This is a genomic window from Pseudoalteromonas sp. 2CM36K (assembly GCF_023161865.1).
GTDB lineage: Bacteria > Pseudomonadota > Gammaproteobacteria > Enterobacterales > Alteromonadaceae > Pseudoalteromonas > Pseudoalteromonas tetraodonis.
The window spans coordinates 81,046-102,263 of sequence record NZ_JALNTK010000009.1; the positions used below are offsets into that span (position 1 = coordinate 81,046).

Annotated in this window: 18 protein-coding genes; 7 read left to right on the forward strand and 11 right to left on the reverse strand. The window is 41.7% G+C overall.

Features of this window, described 5'->3' with window-relative positions; genetic code table 11:
- Positions 1 to 197: 197 nt before the first annotated feature.
- Positions 198 to 2,189, reverse strand: a complete 1,992-nt coding sequence (tkt, locus tag MTN97_RS07515; protein ID WP_248474062.1) for a transketolase — start codon at positions 2,187 to 2,189, stop codon at positions 198 to 200.
- Positions 2,190 to 2,454: 265 nt separating this feature from the next.
- Here tkt and metK point away from each other — a divergent pair, with 265 nt between their 5' ends.
- The 5 genes from metK to serA all read left to right on the forward strand — a co-directional run bounded on the left by metK (position 2,455) and on the right by serA (position 6,852).
- Positions 2,455 to 3,606: a methionine adenosyltransferase gene (gene metK / locus MTN97_RS07520; protein ID WP_248474063.1), complete on the forward strand. Its 1,152-nt coding sequence runs from the start codon at positions 2,455 to 2,457 to the stop codon at positions 3,604 to 3,606.
- Positions 3,607 to 3,745: 139 nt separating this feature from the next.
- Positions 3,746 to 4,291: a hypothetical protein gene (locus MTN97_RS07525; protein ID WP_214552504.1), complete on the forward strand. Its 546-nt coding sequence runs from the start codon at positions 3,746 to 3,748 to the stop codon at positions 4,289 to 4,291.
- Between the two features lie 18 nt (positions 4,292 to 4,309).
- Positions 4,310 to 4,906 carry a 5-formyltetrahydrofolate cyclo-ligase gene (locus MTN97_RS07530; RefSeq protein WP_248474064.1) on the forward strand — a complete coding sequence of 199 codons (597 nt, stop codon included), beginning with the start codon at positions 4,310 to 4,312 and terminating at the stop codon, positions 4,904 to 4,906.
- Between the two features lie 53 nt (positions 4,907 to 4,959).
- Complete coding sequence (gene rpiA / locus MTN97_RS07535) at positions 4,960 to 5,613, forward strand: ribose-5-phosphate isomerase RpiA (protein WP_013465690.1); 654 nt, start codon at positions 4,960 to 4,962, stop codon at positions 5,611 to 5,613.
- Between the two features lie 9 nt (positions 5,614 to 5,622).
- On the forward strand, positions 5,623 to 6,852 hold the full coding sequence (serA, locus tag MTN97_RS07540; protein WP_028833921.1) for a phosphoglycerate dehydrogenase: 1,230 nt from the start codon (positions 5,623 to 5,625) through the stop codon (positions 6,850 to 6,852).
- A gap of 92 nt (positions 6,853 to 6,944) precedes the next feature.
- Here the strand turns inward: serA and MTN97_RS07545 are convergent, their stop codons facing one another.
- Together MTN97_RS07545 and radA are read right to left on the reverse strand one after the other, a co-directional pair.
- Entirely contained in the window at positions 6,945 to 7,877 is a 933-nt protein-coding gene (locus MTN97_RS07545; protein ID WP_248474065.1) for a hypothetical protein, read from the reverse strand.
- A gap of 85 nt (positions 7,878 to 7,962) precedes the next feature.
- Positions 7,963 to 9,348, reverse strand: a complete 1,386-nt coding sequence (radA, locus tag MTN97_RS07550) for a DNA repair protein RadA (RefSeq protein WP_013465693.1) — start codon at positions 9,346 to 9,348, stop codon at positions 7,963 to 7,965.
- A 348-nt stretch (positions 9,349 to 9,696) separates the two neighbouring features.
- Here radA and MTN97_RS07555 point away from each other — a divergent pair, with 348 nt between their 5' ends.
- Entirely contained in the window at positions 9,697 to 12,177 is a 2,481-nt protein-coding gene (locus tag MTN97_RS07555; RefSeq protein ID WP_248474066.1) for a PilZ domain-containing protein, read from the forward strand.
- Here the strand turns inward: MTN97_RS07555 and serB are convergent.
- Positions 12,174 to 13,199 carry a phosphoserine phosphatase SerB gene (gene serB / locus MTN97_RS07560; protein WP_248474067.1) on the reverse strand — a complete coding sequence of 342 codons (1,026 nt, stop codon included), beginning with the start codon at positions 13,197 to 13,199 and terminating at the stop codon, positions 12,174 to 12,176. The two genes, MTN97_RS07555 and serB, sit on opposite strands and share 4 nt — an antisense overlap.
- Positions 13,200 to 13,341: 142 nt before the next feature.
- Here serB and MTN97_RS07565 point away from each other — a divergent pair, with 142 nt between their 5' ends.
- Positions 13,342 to 13,962: an AhpA/YtjB family protein gene (locus MTN97_RS07565; protein WP_248474068.1), complete on the forward strand. Its 621-nt coding sequence runs from the start codon at positions 13,342 to 13,344 to the stop codon at positions 13,960 to 13,962.
- On the opposite strand, the gene MTN97_RS07570 is transcribed toward MTN97_RS07565, so the two are convergent.
- The 7 genes from MTN97_RS07570 to MTN97_RS18125 all read right to left on the reverse strand — a co-directional run bounded on the left by MTN97_RS07570 (position 13,929) and on the right by MTN97_RS18125 (position 21,189).
- A complete protein-coding gene (locus MTN97_RS07570; protein ID WP_069440046.1) occupies positions 13,929 to 14,696 on the reverse strand; it encodes a TatD family hydrolase in 768 nt (255 codons plus the stop codon). The two genes, MTN97_RS07565 and MTN97_RS07570, sit on opposite strands and share 34 nt — an antisense overlap.
- A 13-nt stretch (positions 14,697 to 14,709) precedes the next feature.
- Positions 14,710 to 15,348 carry a pyridoxamine 5'-phosphate oxidase gene (gene pdxH, locus MTN97_RS07575; RefSeq protein WP_024602100.1) on the reverse strand — a complete coding sequence of 213 codons (639 nt, stop codon included), beginning with the start codon at positions 15,346 to 15,348 and terminating at the stop codon, positions 14,710 to 14,712.
- Positions 15,349 to 15,900: 552 nt separating this feature from the next.
- Complete coding sequence (argS, locus tag MTN97_RS07580) at positions 15,901 to 17,643, reverse strand: arginine--tRNA ligase (protein WP_248474069.1); 1,743 nt, start codon at positions 17,641 to 17,643, stop codon at positions 15,901 to 15,903.
- A gap of 62 nt (positions 17,644 to 17,705) precedes the next feature.
- Positions 17,706 to 19,295, reverse strand: coding sequence for a peptide chain release factor 3 (gene prfC, locus MTN97_RS07585; protein WP_248474070.1), 1,590 nt, complete (start codon positions 19,293 to 19,295; stop codon positions 17,706 to 17,708).
- Between the two features lie 255 nt (positions 19,296 to 19,550).
- Positions 19,551 to 20,198 carry a LexA family protein gene (locus tag MTN97_RS07590; protein ID WP_024603822.1) on the reverse strand — a complete coding sequence of 216 codons (648 nt, stop codon included), beginning with the start codon at positions 20,196 to 20,198 and terminating at the stop codon, positions 19,551 to 19,553.
- 42 nt (positions 20,199 to 20,240) lie between these two features.
- Positions 20,241 to 20,609, reverse strand: coding sequence for a low temperature requirement protein A (locus MTN97_RS07595; RefSeq protein WP_248474071.1), 369 nt, complete (start codon positions 20,607 to 20,609; stop codon positions 20,241 to 20,243).
- A gap of 367 nt (positions 20,610 to 20,976) precedes the next feature.
- Positions 20,977 to 21,189: a hypothetical protein gene (locus MTN97_RS18125; RefSeq protein WP_248474072.1), complete on the reverse strand. Its 213-nt coding sequence runs from the start codon at positions 21,187 to 21,189 to the stop codon at positions 20,977 to 20,979.
- Between the last annotated feature and the right edge of the window lie 29 nt (positions 21,190 to 21,218).

Sequence of the window (21,218 nt, forward strand, 5' to 3'; positions counted from 1 at the left end):
AAAAGGTTAAAAATGAACGACTTTATAGAGAGATATGCTTCGAGCAACGGGCTACGAGTTTCGAACAGTACTTTTAGTGATTTATGCACAAAAGAGCTATGAGACGCTGAGCTTTAGAGGAAGTGATAAAAGTACAACTCATAAAAAAGCCCGCCCTGTTACACACAGCGCGGGCTTTTAAACGTTAAAGCAGTCGCTTAAAACAATGCGTTTGCTTTGTTAACTACATTTTCTACCGTAAAGCCGAAGAACTCAAATAGCTCGTTTGCCGGTGCCGACTCACCAAAGGTGGTCATACCAACTACGGCACCATTTAGGCCTACATACTTGTACCAGTAATCAGCAATACCCGCTTCAATCGCTACGCGACGTGAAACGCTTGCTGGTAATACACTTTCTTTGTACTCAGCCGATTGGTCTTCAAACGCATCAGTACATGGCATAGATACAACACGTACCTTTTTACCCTGCGCACGTAGCTCTTTCGCAGAGTCTTGCGCTAGCTGTACTTCAGAACCCGTTGCAATCAAAATAAGCTCTGGATTGCCGTCACAACTTAGGATGTAACCACCCTTTTTAACGTCGCTTAATTGCTGGGCATCACGAGCTTGCTGCTCTAAGCCTTGGCGAGTAAAGATTAATGATGTAGGACCGTCTTTACGTTCAATAGCTTGTTGCCATGCAATTGCTGACTCAACTTGGTCACATGGCCGCCAGTTGTAAAGGTTAGGCGTTAAACGCATGCTGGCAATTTGCTCTACTGGTTGGTGAGTTGGACCATCTTCACCTAAACCAATTGAATCGTGCGTGTATACAAAAATGCTTGGTTGCTTCATTAATGCAGCCATACGTACCGCGTTGCGTGCGTATTCCATAAACATTAAGAACGTTGCGCCGTAAGGAATAAAGCCTTTATGCAGTGCAATACCGTTCATAATGGCCGACATACCAAACTCACGTACACCGTAGTAAATGTAGTTACCACTTGCATCATCAGCAGTTAAGCCTTTAGAGCCATCCCAAATTGTTAAGTTTGAACCCGCTAAATCGGCAGAGCCACCCATAAATTCAGGTAGTAACGGGCCAAACGCATTTAATGCATTTTGCGACGCTTTACGTGATGCTGGGTTTGCTGGGTTTGCTTGCAGCTCTTCAATGTACGCTTGTGATTTTTCAGCCCAGTCAGCGGGTAATTCTGAATGTGTACGGCGTTTGTATTCAGCAGCGAGTTCTGGGTATGCTTGCTCGTAGGCGGCAAATTTTTCGTTCCAGCTTGCTTCAAGCTGTTGGCCTTTTTCTTTGTTATCCCACTGTGCATAAATATCTTCAGGGATTTCAAATGCATCGCCCGTCCAACCTAAAAACTCGCGAGACGCTTTAATTTCGTCATCACCAAGCGGTGCACCGTGACAATCGTGGCTACCTGACTTATTAGGTGAGCCGTAACCAATAATAGTTTTACAACAAATTAATGTTGGCTTATCAGTCACGCTTTTAGCTTCTGCAATTGCTGCACTTACTGCATCGCTATCATGGCCATCAACGTCACTAATTACATGCCAGCCGTATGCTTTAAAACGTGCTGGGGTATCATCACTAAACCAACCTTCAACTTCACCGTCGATTGAAATGCCGTTGTCATCCCAAAATGCCACTAACTTGCCTAGGCCTAATGTACCGGCTAGTGAGCATGCTTCATGAGAAATGCCTTCCATTAAACAGCCATCACCCATAAACGCGTACGTGTGGTGATCAACAATGTCGTGGCCTTCACGGTTAAACTGCGCTGCTAATGCTTTTTCAGCAATCGCCATACCTACCGCATTTGTGATCCCTTGACCTAATGGGCCCGTAGTGGTCTCAATTCCTGGCGCGTATCCATATTCTGGATGGCCTGGTGTTTTAGAATGCATTTGGCGGAAGTTTTTAATTTCGTCCAGTGACAAGTCATAACCACTTAAATGCAGTAGAGAATAAATTAGCATTGAACCGTGACCATTTGAGAGTATAAATCGATCTCGGTCAGCCCACTCTGGATTTGTTGGGTTATGTTTTAGATAATCGCGCCATAATACTTCTGCGATATCAGCCATGCCCATAGGGGCTCCAGGGTGACCAGATTTGGCCTTTTGTACTGCGTCCATTGACAAGACGCGAATAGCATTTGCAAGTTCTTTGCGAGATGGCATGAATTCTCCTACCTTTATATGTATTTGCGCGGGTATTTATTTATCCCCATTCTTACTTATTGTGGGGGCTGTGTGCAATTAAAAACCCATAAAAATAGGGCATTATGAATATTTTTTAAGAACCATTTACTATTAGATATTTTATTTAGACGTCTAGGCGTAAAAAAACTATGCAAGTTCATTTGTTTTAGATAAAATACGCGCCTTAATTTTTTAGCGCTAATACCGACGTTTGTGAAGCGCAATATTTGTGAGCATAATTACAATGGCAAAACATTTATTTACTTCTGAATCTGTTTCTGAAGGTCATCCGGATAAAATCGCCGATCAAATTTCTGATGCGGTACTTGATGCTATCCTAGAGCAAGACTCTCATGCCCGTGTAGCGTGTGAAACTTACGTTAAAACCGGTATGGTTATGGTTGGTGGTGAAATAACGACTAGCGCATGGGTTGATATCGAAGAAATTACACGTAAAACAGTACGTGAAATTGGTTACACACACTCAGATATGGGCTTTGATGCCGATTCGTGTGCAATTTTAAACACGATTGGTAAACAGTCTCCTGACATTAACCAAGGTGTTGACCGTACAAGTCCAGAAGAGCAAGGCGCTGGCGACCAAGGCCTAATGTTTGGTTACGCATGTAACGAAACTGAAGTATTAATGCCTGCTCCAATTACTTATTCTCACCGTTTAGTACAACGCCAAGCTGAGGTTCGTAAAAGTGGCGAGCTTAACTGGTTACGTCCAGATGCAAAATCACAAGTTACATTTGCATACGAAAATGGCAAGCCAGTAGGCATTGATGCTGTTGTACTTTCTACTCAGCACAGCGAAGATGTATCGCAAAGTGATTTAGTAGAAGCGGTAATGGAAACGATTATTAAGCCAGTACTTCCTGCTGAGCTTATTACTAGTGCCACTAAATTCTTTATTAACCCAACTGGCCGTTTTGTAATTGGTGGACCAATGGGTGACTGTGGTTTAACTGGTCGTAAAATCATTGTAGATACTTACGGTGGCATGGCTCGTCACGGTGGTGGTGCTTTCTCTGGTAAAGATCCATCAAAAGTTGACCGCTCAGCGGCTTATGCTGCACGTTATGTTGCTAAAAACATTGTTGCTGCTGGCCTTGCTGACAAGTGTGAACTTCAGGTTTCTTACGCTATCGGCGTTGCAGAGCCTACTTCTATCAGTGTTGAAACATTTGGTACTGGTAAATTAGAAGAAGCGCGTTTAATCGAACTTATTCGTGAACACTTTGACTTACGCCCTTACGGCCTAATTCAAATGCTTGATCTTGAGCGCCCTATTTATCTTCCAACAGCGGCTTACGGCCACTTTGGCCGTGATGAATTCCCATGGGAACGCACAGATAAAGCAGACGCACTTCGCGCAGCAGCTGGCCTGTAAGCCACCTAGCTAATATTAAAACGGCCCTTTTTAGGGCCGTTTTGCTATGTGTATTAAGTTAGTCATAAAACAGTCTCGAACTGTTTAACATTTTAGGTATATACTCTACTTATACAATAAAGCGTGTTAGGGATAAAAAATGGCCGACAATTTTCGTGTTATATTTGTAGGACTTGCAGAAGGCGCAGACAGCCAAGCAGTGACCAATGCACTGACAGAAAAACTAAAAACCTCACCTGAAAAGGTGGCGGCATTTTTTAATGGCAAGCTGCTGTTTGCTCCTAGCAACAAAGAGAAAGCCCTTAAGCAAGCCAAGTTACTTTTAACGCTGGGGATCAAAAGCAAACTTCAGCAAACAGCCCCTACACAAGCTACTTCTCAAAAAGCGCACGACAGCCAGCGAGATCAGCGCTTATTTGATGCCCTAGATTACATTACTAGTAGCTTAATTCGTCTTGAAGAGAAACTTGAGGATCTTGAGCAACGTCTCCCCGAGGTTGAGTTATCTCTGTCTGATGAAAATGACGAACCATGGCAAGATGACGATTTAATGCTAGATGAGCCACTCTCTACAACACCCAAAAAACGCAGTAACCTTGTTTTATATTCACTGATTACCACAGTTGTAATATTACTTATTGTGCTTGCTGTGTATTTAATGTTTCCGAACTTATTCTCTTTTTAATTATGGTTTAGATATTTAATGAGCAATAATCGCGCACAAATAAGACACGATATTCGTAAAGCACGTAATAACCTATCAAAAAACCAGCAAGAAATAGCGGCCCACTCGCTTAAAGTGAATTTTATTCAATATTTAAAAAGCATGAACTCGGCCAAAAAAAGCCATATCGCTCTTTATTTAAGCAATGATGGTGAATTAGATACCTCATTGTTAATTAATGAATTATGGAGCACTGAACAGCATGTTTACTTACCTGTAATTCACCCTTTCAACGGGGCTAATTTACTATTTCAACGATATGAAAAAAACTCACCCATGAGGGCAAATCGCTATGGTATCTTGGAGCCTAAGCTGAACTGCTCTCAAATATGCCCATTGCCAGCGCTTGATTATCTACTTATGCCACTTGTTGCATTTGATAAATTTGGTAATCGCCTTGGAATGGGGGGTGGGTTTTACGATAGAACCTTGGCACGTTTATACGAACAAGATTGGCAACAACCACAACTTATTGGCCTAGCACACGAATGCCAACAAGTAGATAAGCTCCCAATTGAATCGTGGGATGTGCCTCTTAAAACTATTATTACACCCAATAAAACCTACTGTTGGTAACAATTAATCTTGTAAACTAACAGTCTATTTTTGACATAAATGAGCACATAGCAATGACACAAGATGAATTAAAAAAAGCAGCTGCATGGGCTGCACTCGAGTTTGTAAAAGAAAACACCATAGTGGGTGTTGGTACAGGCTCAACCGTTAATCATTTTATTGATGCTTTAGGCACAGTAAAAGACACCATCGTTGGTGCAGTATCTAGTTCAGAAGCGTCTACAGCACGTTTAAAAGAACTTGGTATAGAAGTATTTGAGCTAAATGATGTTGATGCTCTGGATGTGTACGTTGATGGCGCAGATGAAATTAACGCTCTAAACGAAATGATTAAAGGCGGTGGTGCAGCGCTCACCCGTGAAAAAATAGTAGCGGCAGTGGCTAAACAGTTTGTGTGTATTGTTGATGACACCAAACTAGTCGATACCTTAGGGGATTTCCCTCTTCCGGTTGAAGTTATTCCGATGGCGCGCAGCTATGTTGCCCGCGAATTATTAAAACTTGGTGGCGACCCTGTGTATCGCCAAGGTGTTGTAACCGATAACGGCAACGTTATTTTAGATGTACATAATTTAAAAATTACCCATGCTAAACAGCTTGAAACACAAATAAATCAAATTGTTGGCGTAGTCACCAACGGCCTATTTGCAGAGCGCGGTGCTGATAAAGTGATTATCGGCACAAAAAATGGGCCACAAATTAAATAGGATATGGTTATGAGTAAGGTATCGTTAGCAAAAGACAAAATTAAAATTCTCTTGCTTGAAGGTGTTCATCAAAGCGCTGTTGAAACGCTAAAACGTAACGGTTATAGCAATATCGACTACGTTAAAACATCGCTACCTGAGGACGAGCTTATTGAGCGCATTAAAGATGTGCACTTTGTGGGGCTGCGTTCTCGTACTCATATTAATGAATCGGTATTAAATGCAGCTGAAAAACTGGTTGCTATCGGTTGTTTTTGTATTGGCACCAACCAAGTAGATTTAAACGCAGCACGTGAACGCGGTATTGCCGTATTTAACGCTCCATTTTCTAATACTCGTTCAGTTGCTGAACTTGTACTAGGTGAAATACTGCTTTTATTACGTGGTATTCCACAGCGAAATGCCGCTGCGCACCGTGGTGGCTGGTTAAAAACAGCCAATGGCTCGTTTGAAGCGCGCGGTAAAACCTTAGGTATTATTGGCTACGGTCACATTGGTACTCAGTTGGGCATTATGGCTGAAAATATTGGTATGAACGTGGAGTATTACGACATTGAAGACAAACTGTCTTTAGGTAATGCGACACAAGTACATAACTTAACGCAGCTATTGCAACGCGCTGATATTATTAGCTTGCACGTACCTGAAACACCGCAAACTAAAAACCTGATTGGCACGGCTGAATTGGCGGTAATGAAGCAAGGCTCTATTTTAATTAACGCTTCACGTGGAACTGTCGTTGATATTGACGCCCTAGCAGAAGCGCTAACAGAGAAAAAACTCAGCGGCGCAGCAATTGACGTATTCCCAGTTGAACCTAAATCTAACGATGAAGAATTTATCTCGCCACTGCGTGAATTCGACAACGTTATTTTAACGCCGCATATAGGTGGCTCTACTCAAGAAGCACAAGAGAACATTGGTATTGAAGTAGCGGGTAAACTCGCTAAGTACTCAGATAACGGCTCAACTATTACTGCGGTTAACTTCCCTGAAGTATCATTGCCAGAGCTTGCTAATCGCAGCCGCTTGTTACACGTGCATCACAACCGCCCTGGCGTGCTAACGCAAATTAACCAAGCGTTTGCTCAGCACGGTATTAACATTGCCGCACAGTACTTACAAACCGATGAAGCAATTGGTTACGTGGTTATTGATGTGGACACAGATCACTCAGAAGTCGCACTTAAAGAGCTCAGTGCAGTTGAAGGTACAATTAGAGCGCGTATTCTTCACTAACTATCAGCTAAAATAATAAAAGCCGTACTTGAATAATCAAGTACGGCTTTTTTGTTTTAAATTGAATCCTGACGGCTTATAACTTACCGCTGTTATTTGCCTTTAACTTCTAAATTTATAAACTTAACCAGCTCTTCGGGTTGCCCTGCTAACATCATTAGTTGCTGATTCACTTCCATCATAGTTTTACCTTCAGGCAGTTTTGCAGACACACTAAACGAATTTAGTCCTTTAGCAAAATCAGTTAACGCCTTGGCTATTTCTTCGGTCACAGGTGCTTGTTGAAGCTGTTGATCAAGCATTGTTTGCATTTGTTCTAACGTCATACCTTGCTTTGCCAACTCGCTTTCTAATAAGCCTTTAAGATCACCTTGGTTATTAACAACTAAGCTAACATTACGTGGCTCAAGCTTACTCATTGCTTGCATAATCATTGTTTGCTGCTGTAACTCTTGCTCATAAGTAAATGGCGTACTGCCTGCAGCTTGTTGAGCCTTACTGATTTCAAGTGAAGCGTCCATAAGCGCTTTAGAATTAGCAAGCCCCATGTCCATATCAATACTAGCAATATCATTAGCTTGCAGCTTAACAATAATATCACTGTTACCTGATTGCTCATCGTAATCTAATGAAGAGTGTAAATCATAACTGGCTGAGGCAAGTTGTGTATTTGTATCTGCAGGCAGTGTATCGACAAAGCTTTTATCAAATTGAAAGTTTTTTAACGTAAAAGCAGTATGTGGCGATATTTTATCGGTTTCGTAGCCTGTCACTTCAACATGCTCAACCGTGGCAATTTTATCGCCCTTAGGGCTAGTCACTTCAATATTACTAATGGCAACACTGTTTGAAATAACACTCGCCGATAGCTCTGCGTAGTTAAAACTAGCACCTGTTTGTTCGCTGACCAAGGCCAACTGTTTATCAACCTCAGCACGTACCTCTTGTGTTGCAACATAGTTTGCATAGCTCACGCCACCCACACCTGCAGCAATAATCGCGGCTGCAATCACTAATTTTTTCATGTCATTTCCTTATTAAACTCTTTATATAAGTGGCTTTAAGCAAGACTAACATTGAGAACATGCATCGTTAAGCACTTTTTGTTTGCTAGTTAATTAAACTCAGTAGCTCGTGCACTGTTTTAACTGGCGTTATTTTAGCACCCAGCCCTTCCATCGATTTATGGTAGTTACGAAATGGGATAAATATTTCAGTAAACCCATGTTGCGCCGCTTCTTTAACACGGGGTACACCACTGTCGATTGGACGCACATCACCGTTTAAACTTAGCTCCCCCATAATACAGGTGGTTCGAGGTACAACAAACTCGTTCAAGCTACTTAAAAGTGCAGTAACAAGCGCTAAATCAATACAGGTTTCTGATTCATCAATTTTTAGGCCGCCCACAATATTAAAAAACGTATCGTGGAATATTTTAGTTTTGGTGTGTTTACGTAAAATACCGGTGAGCATTTTAATCCGGTTCATATTTAAACCAACACATACTCGCTGTGGAAATTCTGCTTCTGTTTCAGTGGTTAAACATTGAATTTCGAGTAGTAAATTACGATTACCTTTACGAATACAGGTAATCGTCGACCCCGGTGATTCAGTGGTTGAACCGGATAAGAAAATTTCGCTGGGGTTATCCACACTGAGCATACCGCGTTCACACATTTTAAAAATGCCCACAGTATCTATATCACCAAAGCGATTTTTATTAGCACGTAGCGTACGCACTTGACCATCGTTGGTATCAATATGTAACAGTGCATCAACAATATGCACTAATGTTTGCGGGCCAGCTATTTCATTATTTTTATTTACGTGAGCAATAATGAACATAGTGACATCGTTTTGCTTACAATATTGGGTTAGCGCTTGAGCGGCACTTTTTACTTGCGAGGGTGAGCCAGGGCTACCATTAGCGGTGTCGGTGACCACGGCTTGAATAGAGTCGATAACGGCAAACTTAATTTTGTTTTTATCCAGCTCTTCAATAATGGTTTCAACACTGGTTTCAGAAAGTAAATAGAGCTCATCTTCGTTATAGTTAAGTTTTAAACGGTTTACTCGGTTTTTAAACTGCGACAAAGACTCCTCAGCAGTACAATAAAGCGATGGCATGCGCTGAGACATTCTTGCCACTAAATCCGATAGTAGCGTGGTTTTACCCGCCCCCGGATCGCCAGAAATAATATTAACCGAGCCGGTGGTTACACCGCCGCTTAAAACACGGTCAAGTTCGCCAATTTCAGTAAGCTGTTTTTCTGCCTCTGAGGTTGCTACTTCATTAATTTTTTTAGAGCCACCGCCAATACCACCGGCGTAGCCACCGACACTTGCACGAGCTGCTACTTTTTTGCTTTGCCCTGCAGAAGGTTTAAACTCTGCTAATGTGTTCCACGCACCGCAGCGACACTGACCTTGCCAGCGTTGATAGTTCATGCCACATTCTGTACAAACAAACTCTACTTTTGCCGCTTTAGCCATTTAAAACCTTACCTACTATTCTTTATTTTGAAATATTGACTGTTAAGCACTTATTTTGCCATTGCTGGCTTTACCTTAGCAACAACGCCTTGTGGAATAGCGCATTTAGTATCACACTATACTGATGTAGTTTCATTTAACCTGCTTTAGGGCATGCTTCTTGCTTTAAAGTACTAATAAAAACGTGCCAACTAATTGGCTCATAACGAATAACAATAAACACAAAGTATAGTTACGCATAATATCGTGGTCGCATTTAACTACTTTTCGATATTAGATTCATTTAATTCTCTAATAAATGATTGCAACAGTATACCTACTTTTAAATTAAACGGTGATGATTTATAAATGGCTGAAGACGTATTGCTCAAGCATGAAGCGCTTGTAAATGAATTAAAACAGTATTTGGGAAATGCTAAGTTTGATGTCATTTTCAAGTCAAAAACCGCCGAGTTAAGCAAACCCGAGCAGTTTTTAATAAAAATGGAAATGTCGCGTTTATCTCAGCCGATAGACCGCTTTATTGATCTACGTGGTTTAGTTACCGGTCAAGTAAAACCATATGAGCATAACGGTAAACAACACTTTATGGATGACACCGCCATTGAAGTATTCGAAGCGGCAATAAAACAACATAAAGGCTACACCCTTGCCGTGTACGAAGCGGTGATGAACACCGAAAATAATTTTCGTGTTTTACAGCAAAAATCAACGACCACCCCGCCTAAAATAATTGAACCATCACGCGAACTACCCACCGATGTAATTAAGTTTGCGGCTTATGAAAGTCGTAGCGAAGAGCGAATGAATTACTCAATTAAAATTACTATTGAGTACGATGAGCAAACAAAAATTGAAGCAAGTACTTCTGATATTTCACTCAGTGGCTGTAAAATTAAGTTGGCATCCCGCTATAACTTAAAAAAAGGTCAGCTTATTGTTATGCACTTAGTTGGCCTTGAACAAGATTTTGAGCTTGGGTTAAAAAATGGGATTGAATACGAAGTGGTTGCGATAGAAAATACCTCGGATGAATTTAATCATATTCGCTTAAAACGCACATTTAAAGAAAACAACACCGCGTTTGACCATTTTTTAGAAAGCTTTATCCATGGCAATAAACGCCGCTACAAAGTGAACTTAGATAACACCCTCGATGCAGTTATTTCTAAAGGCTACGAGCAATATTACATTCCTAGGGTCAATTCGCTATACGTTTTTATAAGTCAAAAAAACGGTGTTTATTATCCAAGCTTAAATTTAACTACTGAAAACAGCCTGTTTATTCAACGTTACTTTACCGATGAGCGCAAAATATCCTGCCTATACAGTGTGTTAAACCATGAGCGTATTCGTAACTTGGCACTAAAACCTGTGGCTGTAAAAGAGGAATATTTATATACCTTTACCCATGTCTCTGCAGGAAAAATTTACTACTATTCAGCCACTCGTTCAGAGCTTGAGCAACATACACAATTAAAAGCGTTATTTTTTGGTTTTGGTAGCCGAAGAGACAGTTGGCGCTGCTTTAAATTACAATTGATGCCAAGCCATACTGAAGATGCTTATATTCCTTTATCTTTACCTAACTCTTTGGGTAAAGATATTGAGAAACTTAATAAACCGCCTTCACCACGTGTTGAAGGCACCATAAAAGACGTAAAATATTTAATGCTACTTACTCAAGTAGGTAATAAGCATGAACAACAGCATTATCAACAGTATGAATTTGATAAAGCCTTGGCCAATAAATTGAAATTGTTTGGCCACAGTAAGCATGCATCACCGCCGGAGCTAAATACCGTGCCGTTAGAGTACGTGAACCTTCGTTCTAATAAGCGTTACCTTTATAAAACCAGCGTCGTTATTAACACCCGCGACTCAGTGCTGCATGGCCACACTCGGGACTTTTCAGTCTTTGGTTTGCAACTAGAGTGTAATCAAGAAGTAAACTTTAAAAAAGGCGATATCGTGTCGCTGTCATTCCCTGATTTACAAAAAATCACCAAAAGTTATTCATTAAGTCTTATTCAATATGAAGTAATGGCGGTGAGTAAATCGTTAACCACGATTAATTTAAAAGCACATGTAGAGAAAAAGTCGCCTCATACTGGGGTCGATTTTTTTACTCTTTTAATTGACAGCAATAAACAAAAATTAAAAATAGCAGAAGAGTCACCTAAAGTACCAGGGCTTTCTACTGCACTTAGAAATATGGTAACCAAAACACTTTGCCAGTTCCCAATATATTTACATAAATCAATGGCTCACTTTGAAATTGGCGCCATGGGACTTGGTTTATATCCAAGCCCTCTGCATGTTATTTTACAAAATTTTTCGCTGCTAAATACTAAAACAGACTTATCAAATATTATTACTAAAGCGCACATTACTGATGTGATCACCCCGAATATTAAAGAGCGCTCTCGCCAAGACTCGCCATTAGAATTTAGTTTGGTGATTAACTTCGATCCTAAAAAAGAAAATATAGCCGATGCAATTACCAGTCAGTGTATTTTAGGCACCGACTGCAGCGAGTTTAAACAGCAAGTAAGTAAAGGGCTGAAGTCTGAGCTGGTTTTTATAATGCGTTTATATATTTCACGTACTGGTCGACTCGATACTGACTACTTAGCAAGTGAGCTAAAATACGTTAGCCAATACGCAATTCACAAGGCTAAAGACTTAGAGGATGCCTTGTGGTCAGTATCGGGAGTTGGCGATATTATTGATGTAAGTGACGAAGCCCTTGTACATTTATCGCTCAACCAACAACAGGTTGAGCAAATGTCTAGGCGAAAACTAATTTGGTTAAACCGTTTACGTTAACCCTGAGATGGATTTAGCGGAACCGCCAACATATACAGCAATTGTAATAACGAGCCTTGGCAAATAGCCGCTTGGGCTTGTTCAACTACTTTAGGTTTGCCATGCACAGCAACGCCTAATCCTGCTTGAGCCATCATTTTTAAATCATTTGCGCCATCACCAATGGCAACTGTTTGCGTTTTTTCAAGGCCTAGTTTTTGTTGAAGCGATTCTAAAATAACCGCTTTTTGCTCAGCATCAACAATACCACCTAACACTTTACCTGTTAGTTTATCGTCTTTAAATTCTAATACATTGGCATGCACTTCATCTAAATTAATTAACTCTTGTACACGCTCTGCAAACGGCACAAACCCGCCTGATGCAATGGCTAAATACCATTGGTGGTGCTTTAAAATTTGACACAATGCTTTAATACCCGGCATTAAAGGCAGTGCACTTTTAAGATCATCAATTAAGCTCTTTTCAATGCCTTCAAGCTTGGCAACGCGTTGGTTTAAACTCTCACTAAAATCAAGCTGGCCTGCCATTGCCTGCGCAGTCACGCTGGCAACCTCGTCATATACATTAGCTAAACGCGCAATTTCATCAATGCACTCAATAGTAATGGCTGTTGAATCCATATCCATTACCAATAATCCTGGTTTTTTTAAATTAGGGGGATTGGTTACTTGCACTAACTGACACGTCAAGGTATTTGCAAAAGCTTGAAGTTCAAGTGGGTTTATTGCCTGCTCTGTATTCTCTATATAAAAACATAATGCCGCAGATAACCCTAAATCTGGCTGATATTGACAAATAGCCGTTACTTTTTGCTGGTGAGCCGCAAAGAACTCAATCATGCTATTGATATGCGCCATACTAAAATCGCCTGCAAAGGCGATACTAAAAAGCCCTCGCTCTCTGCTTGGAATTGTATTTAAAGGTGCAAATACGCCCTTTTGATAGCTGAACCATTTATTTAGGGTAAGTTGTGATAATGGTTGCTCAGCGCTGTGCTGTGCCATGTTCGCGTTCGACATGGGATCTCCGTTTATATTTCCTGACATTTAGCGCATTGATGATAAGGATATAAGATACAAAATTCGCCATCAGGGTGGATTTAAGGTTATAGTGTAGTTGTAACATCAAATCAAAATGCTGTCAGCAGCATATACGGTGACTATGAAAAATAACCATCTTAAAAATCCACTTACAGCCTCGCAAAAAAAGCGTTTAGTCCGTTTGCTATTGGCCGCTGGCTGCTTTGTATTATTAAGCTGGGTGGGTATAAATAGTAGCTTTCAAAGTCATCAACTGCTTTACGATAATGCCAATAGCGCAGCTAAATCTCTCACTCAGTTTATGGCACTGAATGCTAAAAATCCGCTGATAGAAAAAAACAAGCCGCAACTGACCACCTTATGCAACAATATCAGTAAAGATGAATTTGTACTCTCGGCCACTATTTATGACAAACAAGGTGTGGTACTTGCGAGCAGCGATAATTGGCAATCGCATCATGTGTATGGCTTATTACCTGACTCATCACCTGGTATTAGTAAGTTAAAAACGCCTTTTGTTGAGCAAGTTATTTCAGACGACAACCGCCCGATTGGCTTTGTATCTATTACCTATTTAACCCGTGCTGCGGTATCGGCTAGCCATAATCACTTTCATGATTTAGGTCGCCAAGTGCTACTTATGTTAGTGATTGCCTGTATTTTTACTTGGCAATTAGGCCGAGGATTAAAGCGCTGGCAAGTAAATCGTTATATACAAAAAACGTCTGAGCATGAATCATAAAGCTGCTCAGCTAATTGAAATTTATCGCTATTTGGTTTTAAACCATAAAGCGCATCAAATACGTTAGGAATATGCAGTGGGGTATTTACCTCCCCTTGATAGCCACTTAGCGGCATTGAAGGTGAGTCAGTTTCAAGCACCAAATGCTGCGGCTCAAGCTTTGCTATAACTGCACGTGTTTTAGCTGCACGCTCGTAAGTTATAACCCCACCGACTCCAAGTTTAAAACCCTGCTTTATATAATAGTGCGCTTGTTGAATTGAGCCTGAAAAAGCATGGATCACACCGCCGTTTTTTGGCCTACAACGCTTAAACGACTGCGCAATTAAATCATGGCTTTGCCTGTGATGAACAATTAGCGGTAAATCAAGCTCATTAGCAAGCGCTGTTTGCTGCTCAAACAAAAAGGTTTGTTTTTCAAGATTTTCGATACTGCGATCGAGACCGCACTCACCTATAGCCACCAGCTGTGCTTTATTTGCTTTAGCAAAATTAAATAATGACTCTAAATGTGATTGTTGGTGTTGCTCTAAAAAGTAAGGATGCAGCCCTGCCGCTATGCTGACTTGTGGGTAGGTTGCTTTAAACCCTAGTAGGTTTTGAGATTGCGCCAAGCTAATACCTGGCACAATAAATTGGCTAACGCCCTTTGCTACACAGGCATTAATAAGTGCTTCGCGGTTTGCGTCAAACTCACTAAAATCAAGATGGCAATGCGAGTCTATAAACTTCAAAAAAACTAGCCCACTACGGATTTAAGCGCGTTATTTGCCAGCTATTATCGGCCTGACGCTGATACATAAAGCGATCATGTAGACGGTGCGCTCCGCCTTGCCAAAACTCGATTTTTTGCGGCACAACACAATATCCGCCCCAAAAATCAGGGAGCGGAATTTCACCTTTAGCGAATTTGTTTTTCATGTTGGCAAAGGTTTCCATTAACACTTTGCGCGACGACACCGGGCGGCTTTGTTGCGACGCCCAAGCGGCTAATTGACTTTCTTTTGGACGTGATAAAAAGTACTTAGCCACGGCTGACGTTGGAAGCGGCTGCGCCTCACCATACACAATCACTTGGCGCTCCATGTGGTGCCATGGAAAGTGCAAGGAAATTTTATTATTGCCTTTAAGCTCTTGTGCTTTTCGTGAACCGGTATTAGTAAAAAACACAAAACCGTTATCATCTAAGTGCTTTAGCAGCACAATACGCTGTGAGGGCTGACCAGTGTCATCAACCGTAGCGACCACCATTGCTGTAGGGTCGGGTAAATTACTGGCAACAGCATGCTCAAGCCAGGTCTCAAACTGCTTAAACGGATCATCAAGCAAGTTGTCTTCACTGAGCGCATCTTGCAGGTATTCACGGCGGATGTCTTCGAGTTTCATAAACAAATCCTTCTCTGTTTATTAAAGCGTATGTGGGTAAGTTAAGGTCAGGCTGTTAATCGTTATAAGAGCAAAAATAAAAATGTTTTGTTTAATGTTAGTTTAGTGTTGGGTTTCGTTTCACTCAACCCAACCTACGGTGCTATCAGCTACAAAATTGATTAACTTACAAAAGTTCGTCAAGTAAAGCCTAAAATCATCTGCAAGTTTAGAAGTGCTAGCAAGGCGGTAAAACTATTTATGTCAAGGAGCATACGGTTTGTATGTGACTTAGGCTAAATAGTTTTACCAACGCAGCTAAAGCGAACTACACGAAGCAGACGTTCACCTAAGTAGTTTAGCCTAAGATAAGGCGGACACTCGACTTATCCCTATGAGCATACGTAGTTGTATGTGATTAGGGTCAACTATTTAGTGCCAAGCTTCGCATCTGCAAGTGTAGAAGTGCTGACAAGGCGAAGTGCTTTTTTACGCCAAAGAGCATACGTTTTTGTATGTGACTTAGGCTAAAAAAGCACGACAACGCAGTCAAAGCGAACTACACGCAGCAGATTACATTTGCTCCATGACTTCGATGCCTAACAGATCTAAACCCGTTTTTAGCGTATCTGCCACTAAATTACACAGCACTAAACGGCTATCACGTACGCTTGGCTCTACCCCTTCTTTAAGTACTGGGCAAGCTTCATAGAATGTCATGTATAAACTAGCTAGTTCGTATAAGTAACCACATAATACGTGTGGTGTGGCTTCATTGATCATCAGATCAAGGACTTCTTCTAACTGTAATAATTTAAGCGCGAGGGTTTTCTCTTGCGGCTCAATAATACTTACATCGGCTTTTAAGCTTACAGCATCAACGCCAGATTTACGGAAAATACTGCGAACACGCGTATAAGCATATTGTAAGTAAGGGGCTGTTGCGCCTTCAAAGCTTAGCATGCTGTCCCAGTTGAAGATGTAATCGCTGGTACGGTGCTTAGAAAGGTCAGCATATTTAACTGCGCCAATACCTACTTTACGCGCAATTTCACTGCGCTCATGTTCTGATAAGTCAGATTCACGCTCTGCAAGTTTTGTTGCTGCACGGCTAATCGACTCTTCAAGTAAATCAGCAAGTTTTACTGTACCACCTGTACGAGTTTTAAATGGTTTACCATCAGCGCCCATCATGGTGCCAAATGGACAAAACTCATAGCTTGTTTCATCACGTAATAAACCGGCTTTACGCGCAGTTAGCTCTACTTGATTAAAGTGAAGACTCTGGCGTGCATCAACAAATATTAAAATACGATCTGCGCCTAGTTTGTTGGAACGGTAATCACACGCTGCTAAGTCGGTAGTTGCATATAAAAACCCGCCACCTGATTTTTGCACGATAAACGCCGATGGCTCACCATCTTTATTGGCAAGTTCATCTAAAAATACGACTTGTGCGCCTTGCGACTCTACAGCTATGTTTTTATCTTTTAATAAGCTAATAATATCGTTAAGCTCACTGTTGTAAGCACTTTCAGCCATAATATCGTCTTGCGTAAGTGTTACGTTTAGACGCTTGTAAACTTCTTCAGAGTGCTTTACAGACGTGGCGATGAATAACTTCCACAGTTTTTCACAGTGTGCATCGCCACTTTGTAATTTAACAACGTAATCACGGGCTTTATCAGCAAAGCCCTCTTCATCATCAAAGCGCTTTTTCGCATCACGGTAGAAGGTTTCTAAATCAGCAAGCGCTACCGACTCTAAGTCTACGCCTTGGCTAATTTGATCTTCTAAATGCGCAATTAGCATACCAAACTGTGTGCCCCAATCGCCCATGTGGTTTTGGCGAATGACTTTATCGCCTCTAAATTCAAGCGCACGTACAATGGCATCACCGATAATGGTTGAACGCAAATGGCCTACGTGCATTTCTTTTGCAAGGTTAGGCGATGAATAATCTACCACAACAGTTTGCGGTTCAGTGTGCTCGTTTACAGACAGTTTTGCATCGCTATTTGCTGCTTTTACACTGTTGGCCAAAAACTCAGGCTTTAAATGAATATTAATAAAACCTGGGCCGGCAATTTCTGTTTTTTCTGCAATGTCAGTTACATCTAGATTATCAATAATTTTTTGTGCAAGCTCGCGTGGGTTGCTTTTCATTTTTTTAGCGGCGCCCATTGCACCATTAATTTGATAATCACCAAATTGTGGACGTGTGCTTTGTGTAACTGCTGGGTTTGTGTCTTCAGGCAAGCCTGCTGCAATCATAGCGGCAATGGCTTTTTCTACTAAGATGGTACGAATGTTCATTATATTATTTACCTTTGTAAGCCCGCTAAAGCTGGCTTTCAGTTAACTTTAGTCAGTCAATTCTAGTTTTCGCGCGTATGGCTAAATGTTACGTCTGGGTAACGTTCTACCGATAGATTAAGGTTTACACGGCTCGGCGCTATGTAAGTTAGGTTATCGCCACCATCGAGTGCTAGGTTGCTTTCGCACTTGCGTTTAAACTCTTCAAACTTTTTAACATCATCACAGTGTACCCAACGCGCAGTATTTACGTTTACGCCTTCATAAATTGCATCTACGTTGTACTCTGCTTTTAAACGCGCTACAACCACGTCAAACTGAAGCACACCTACCGCGCCCACAATCAAATCGTTATTAATAAGTGGTCTAAATACCTGAACTGCACCCTCTTCAGATAGCTGTACTAAGCCCTTTAATAACTGCTTTTGTTTAAGCGGATCTTTTAATCGAATACGACGAAATAGCTCAGGGGCAAAGTTAGGAATACCACTAAATTTTAGCTTTTCGCCTTGCGTAAAGGTATCACCAATTTGGATTGTGCCGTGGTTGTGTAAACCAATAATGTCGCCCGCGTATGCATCAGCTGCGCGCTCACGATCGCCTGCCATAAAGGTTACCGCATCAGAAATGCTTATTTGTTTACCTATACGCACATGGTTCATTTTCATGCCTTGGCTGTATTTACCTGATACGATACGCATGAAGGCAATACGGTCGCGGTGTTTAGGGTCCATATTGGCCTGAATTTTAAACACAAAGCCGGTAAAATTTTCTTCTGTTGCAACAACTTGGCGATCATCTGTTTCGCGCGGCAATGGTGTTGGTGCCCACTGCGTTAAACCATCAAGTACATGGTCTACACCAAAGTTACCAAGGGCTGTACCAAAGTACACAGGCGATAACTCACCCGCTAAAAACAGCTCAAGATCAAACTCGTTAGAGGCACCTATTACTAGCTCCAGTTCTTCACGTAATTGTTCAGCGAGCTCTTCACCAATGGCAGTATCAAGCTCTGGGTTGTCAAGGCCTTTAACTGTACGTACTTCTTGAATAGTATGACCTTGGCCTGTTTTGTATAAAATCGCCTCGTCATTATGAATGTGGTAAACACCTTTAAACTCTTTACCACAACCAATTGGCCACGTAATAGGCGCACAAGCAATATTTAGCTCTGTTTCTACTTCATCTAGTAGCTCCATTGGGTCACGAATATCACGGTCACACTTATTCATAAAGGTAACAATAGGCGTGGTTCGTAGACGGGTAACTTCCATTAGTTTACGGGTACGGTCTTCTACACCTTTGGCGGCATCGATAACCATTAAACACGAGTCTACCGCGGTCAATGTACGGTAGGTATCTTCTGAGAAGTCCTCGTGCCCAGGGGTATCAAGTAAATTAACTAGCGCATTGTTATATGGAAACTGCATTACAGAGGTAGTAACCGATATACCACGCTCTTTTTCCATTTCCATCCAGTCAGACTTTGCATGTTGATTAGAGCCACGGCCTTTTACAGTACCGGCTTTTTGAATCGCTTGTCCGAACAAAAGTACTTTTTCGGTGATGGTTGTTTTACCAGCATCCGGGTGCGAGATGATAGCAAAGGTCCTTCGCTTATTGATTTCATTAAGAAAATCTTGGTTTGCCATGTATAAATTCTTTTAGTTTGTACACGGATTTGTACACACTTTTGGAAGTACTCTCTTTCAGTTCTTCGCTTGTCAAATCCGTCGTGTTAATCGTAATTGGCCACTATTTTCGCTGATCTTGACTTTATAAACAATCAATGGTTATCTAATCGGTTACCATTTACTCTCAGCGTGCGCCAATGCTCAGTTGTAGCTGTTTGCAATCGTTGCTTCTTCAGCTCATGAACAACTGTGGCTAAACCACAAATTCCTTCGCTACCAAAAATCGATGATAGCTTGTCGTACTACACCAATGATAGTGCAGTTGCCGTTGATCGGTATTGCAGGGTATTGGGGGTTCAAAGGTTTTAGGTACTTCTGTTCACCGTCAATGACCAACTGCTTAAAGGTTGCTTCTTTCGAATCATCCAAACGCGCAACAACCAATGAACCTGAAGTGCAAGGTAACTCAGGATCAACAACGATCACTGCCCCCTCAGGTATGGATTTTTTCCCGCTTGGATTTTCCATACTGTCGCCTTTTACGCGAAGTGCGAAACAACCCTCATGTGCTTTTCCAGTGACTTCACGCCACTCTTCAGCATCTTCATGGGCAAATCCCTCCGCTATTTCAGTCCAATCACCGGCCTGAACCCAGTTAATGAGAGGAATTCTTCCCTTAATGTCAGGCCCAACTTCTACATTACCGACCCCCAAGCCAATCTCGCCATCACCTGTGGCGAGCCAATGAGCATTCACGCGAAGCGCCTCCGCGATCTGCATGGTGTAACGCGACCTAGCCGATTTACCAGAGCAAATCTGGCTAATCGACTGCTGTTTGATACCAATGCGACGAGCCAACTCAGACTGAGTCACCCCAGTAAGCTGCAAGGCATGGTTTAGTCGTTCGGATAAAGTTTTCATAAGCCCGTATTCTACAAATAAAACTGTAGCCTTTCAACAATTTTAACTGTTGACCAATCTACAGTTTAAACTGTAACACTCGATCTTGTAACAGTTATTATTGTAATAGGTGACGGTATGGAAGTGTTCAATCTTAAGTGCCATCACCACGCGATGCGGCATGTCCGTGGAGATATACAGCGAGTTATAGACCGAACTGTCTGCCCAGGCATAGAAAATCGCCAGGAACAGTCCCGTAAACACCCAGAATCCTTGCCAGCCCAGATGATGGGACAGGTAATTCCCCATAATGAAAATTGTCACTACATGGACCAGATCGAAGAAAAGTTCCACCCAGTGCACGTGGTCGTGGGTTTCATCGACATCCATGTGATGGCGCGGTCGCCGCCAGAGAAGATCGTTAATTACCATACACACCCCCTTTGTCTTATTGTTCTGGCGGGGGTTCTACCCCGTTTCTACGGACAGTTTAAAACGTTTGTAAACTACCTGTCTTTATTCGCTACTCTACGTCGTATTCTTAGATTGTGAAACCGCTCGATATAAAAAAATATATCGGCACAATGACCGACAGCACTCATGCTCCCCAAAAGCGCCATAAACTGTCAGGTACTGCATCCAAGCTGCTGCGCCTTCAGCAAAGGTTAGCCCTGCTGGTTTGAGTGCTACATATTCACTTGGTACGACAATCTCTTCTGCGTAGCAGCCATTCTGAGAAAGCCCCATCTGAGGGACAATACAAACCTCTTCCCCGACTTCAATGACTACCCCGGATGCTTCATAGCCGATTCGCAAAGGGAAGTCGGCCTTTTCTATAGTGGCCTCGCCTAAACATGGCATCAGCACGATTGAGCCTAACAACTTTGACCGCAATACGTACATCAGTGGCCTGCAAACTTGGACTCGCCAGCGAGTCAATAGTTAATACCTCGGGACCACCTAATCCATGGAAACGAACAGTTCGAATTAGTTTTCTTGGGCTCTTATGCATTCTCAACAATAATCTTTTAAGCGGAGTCA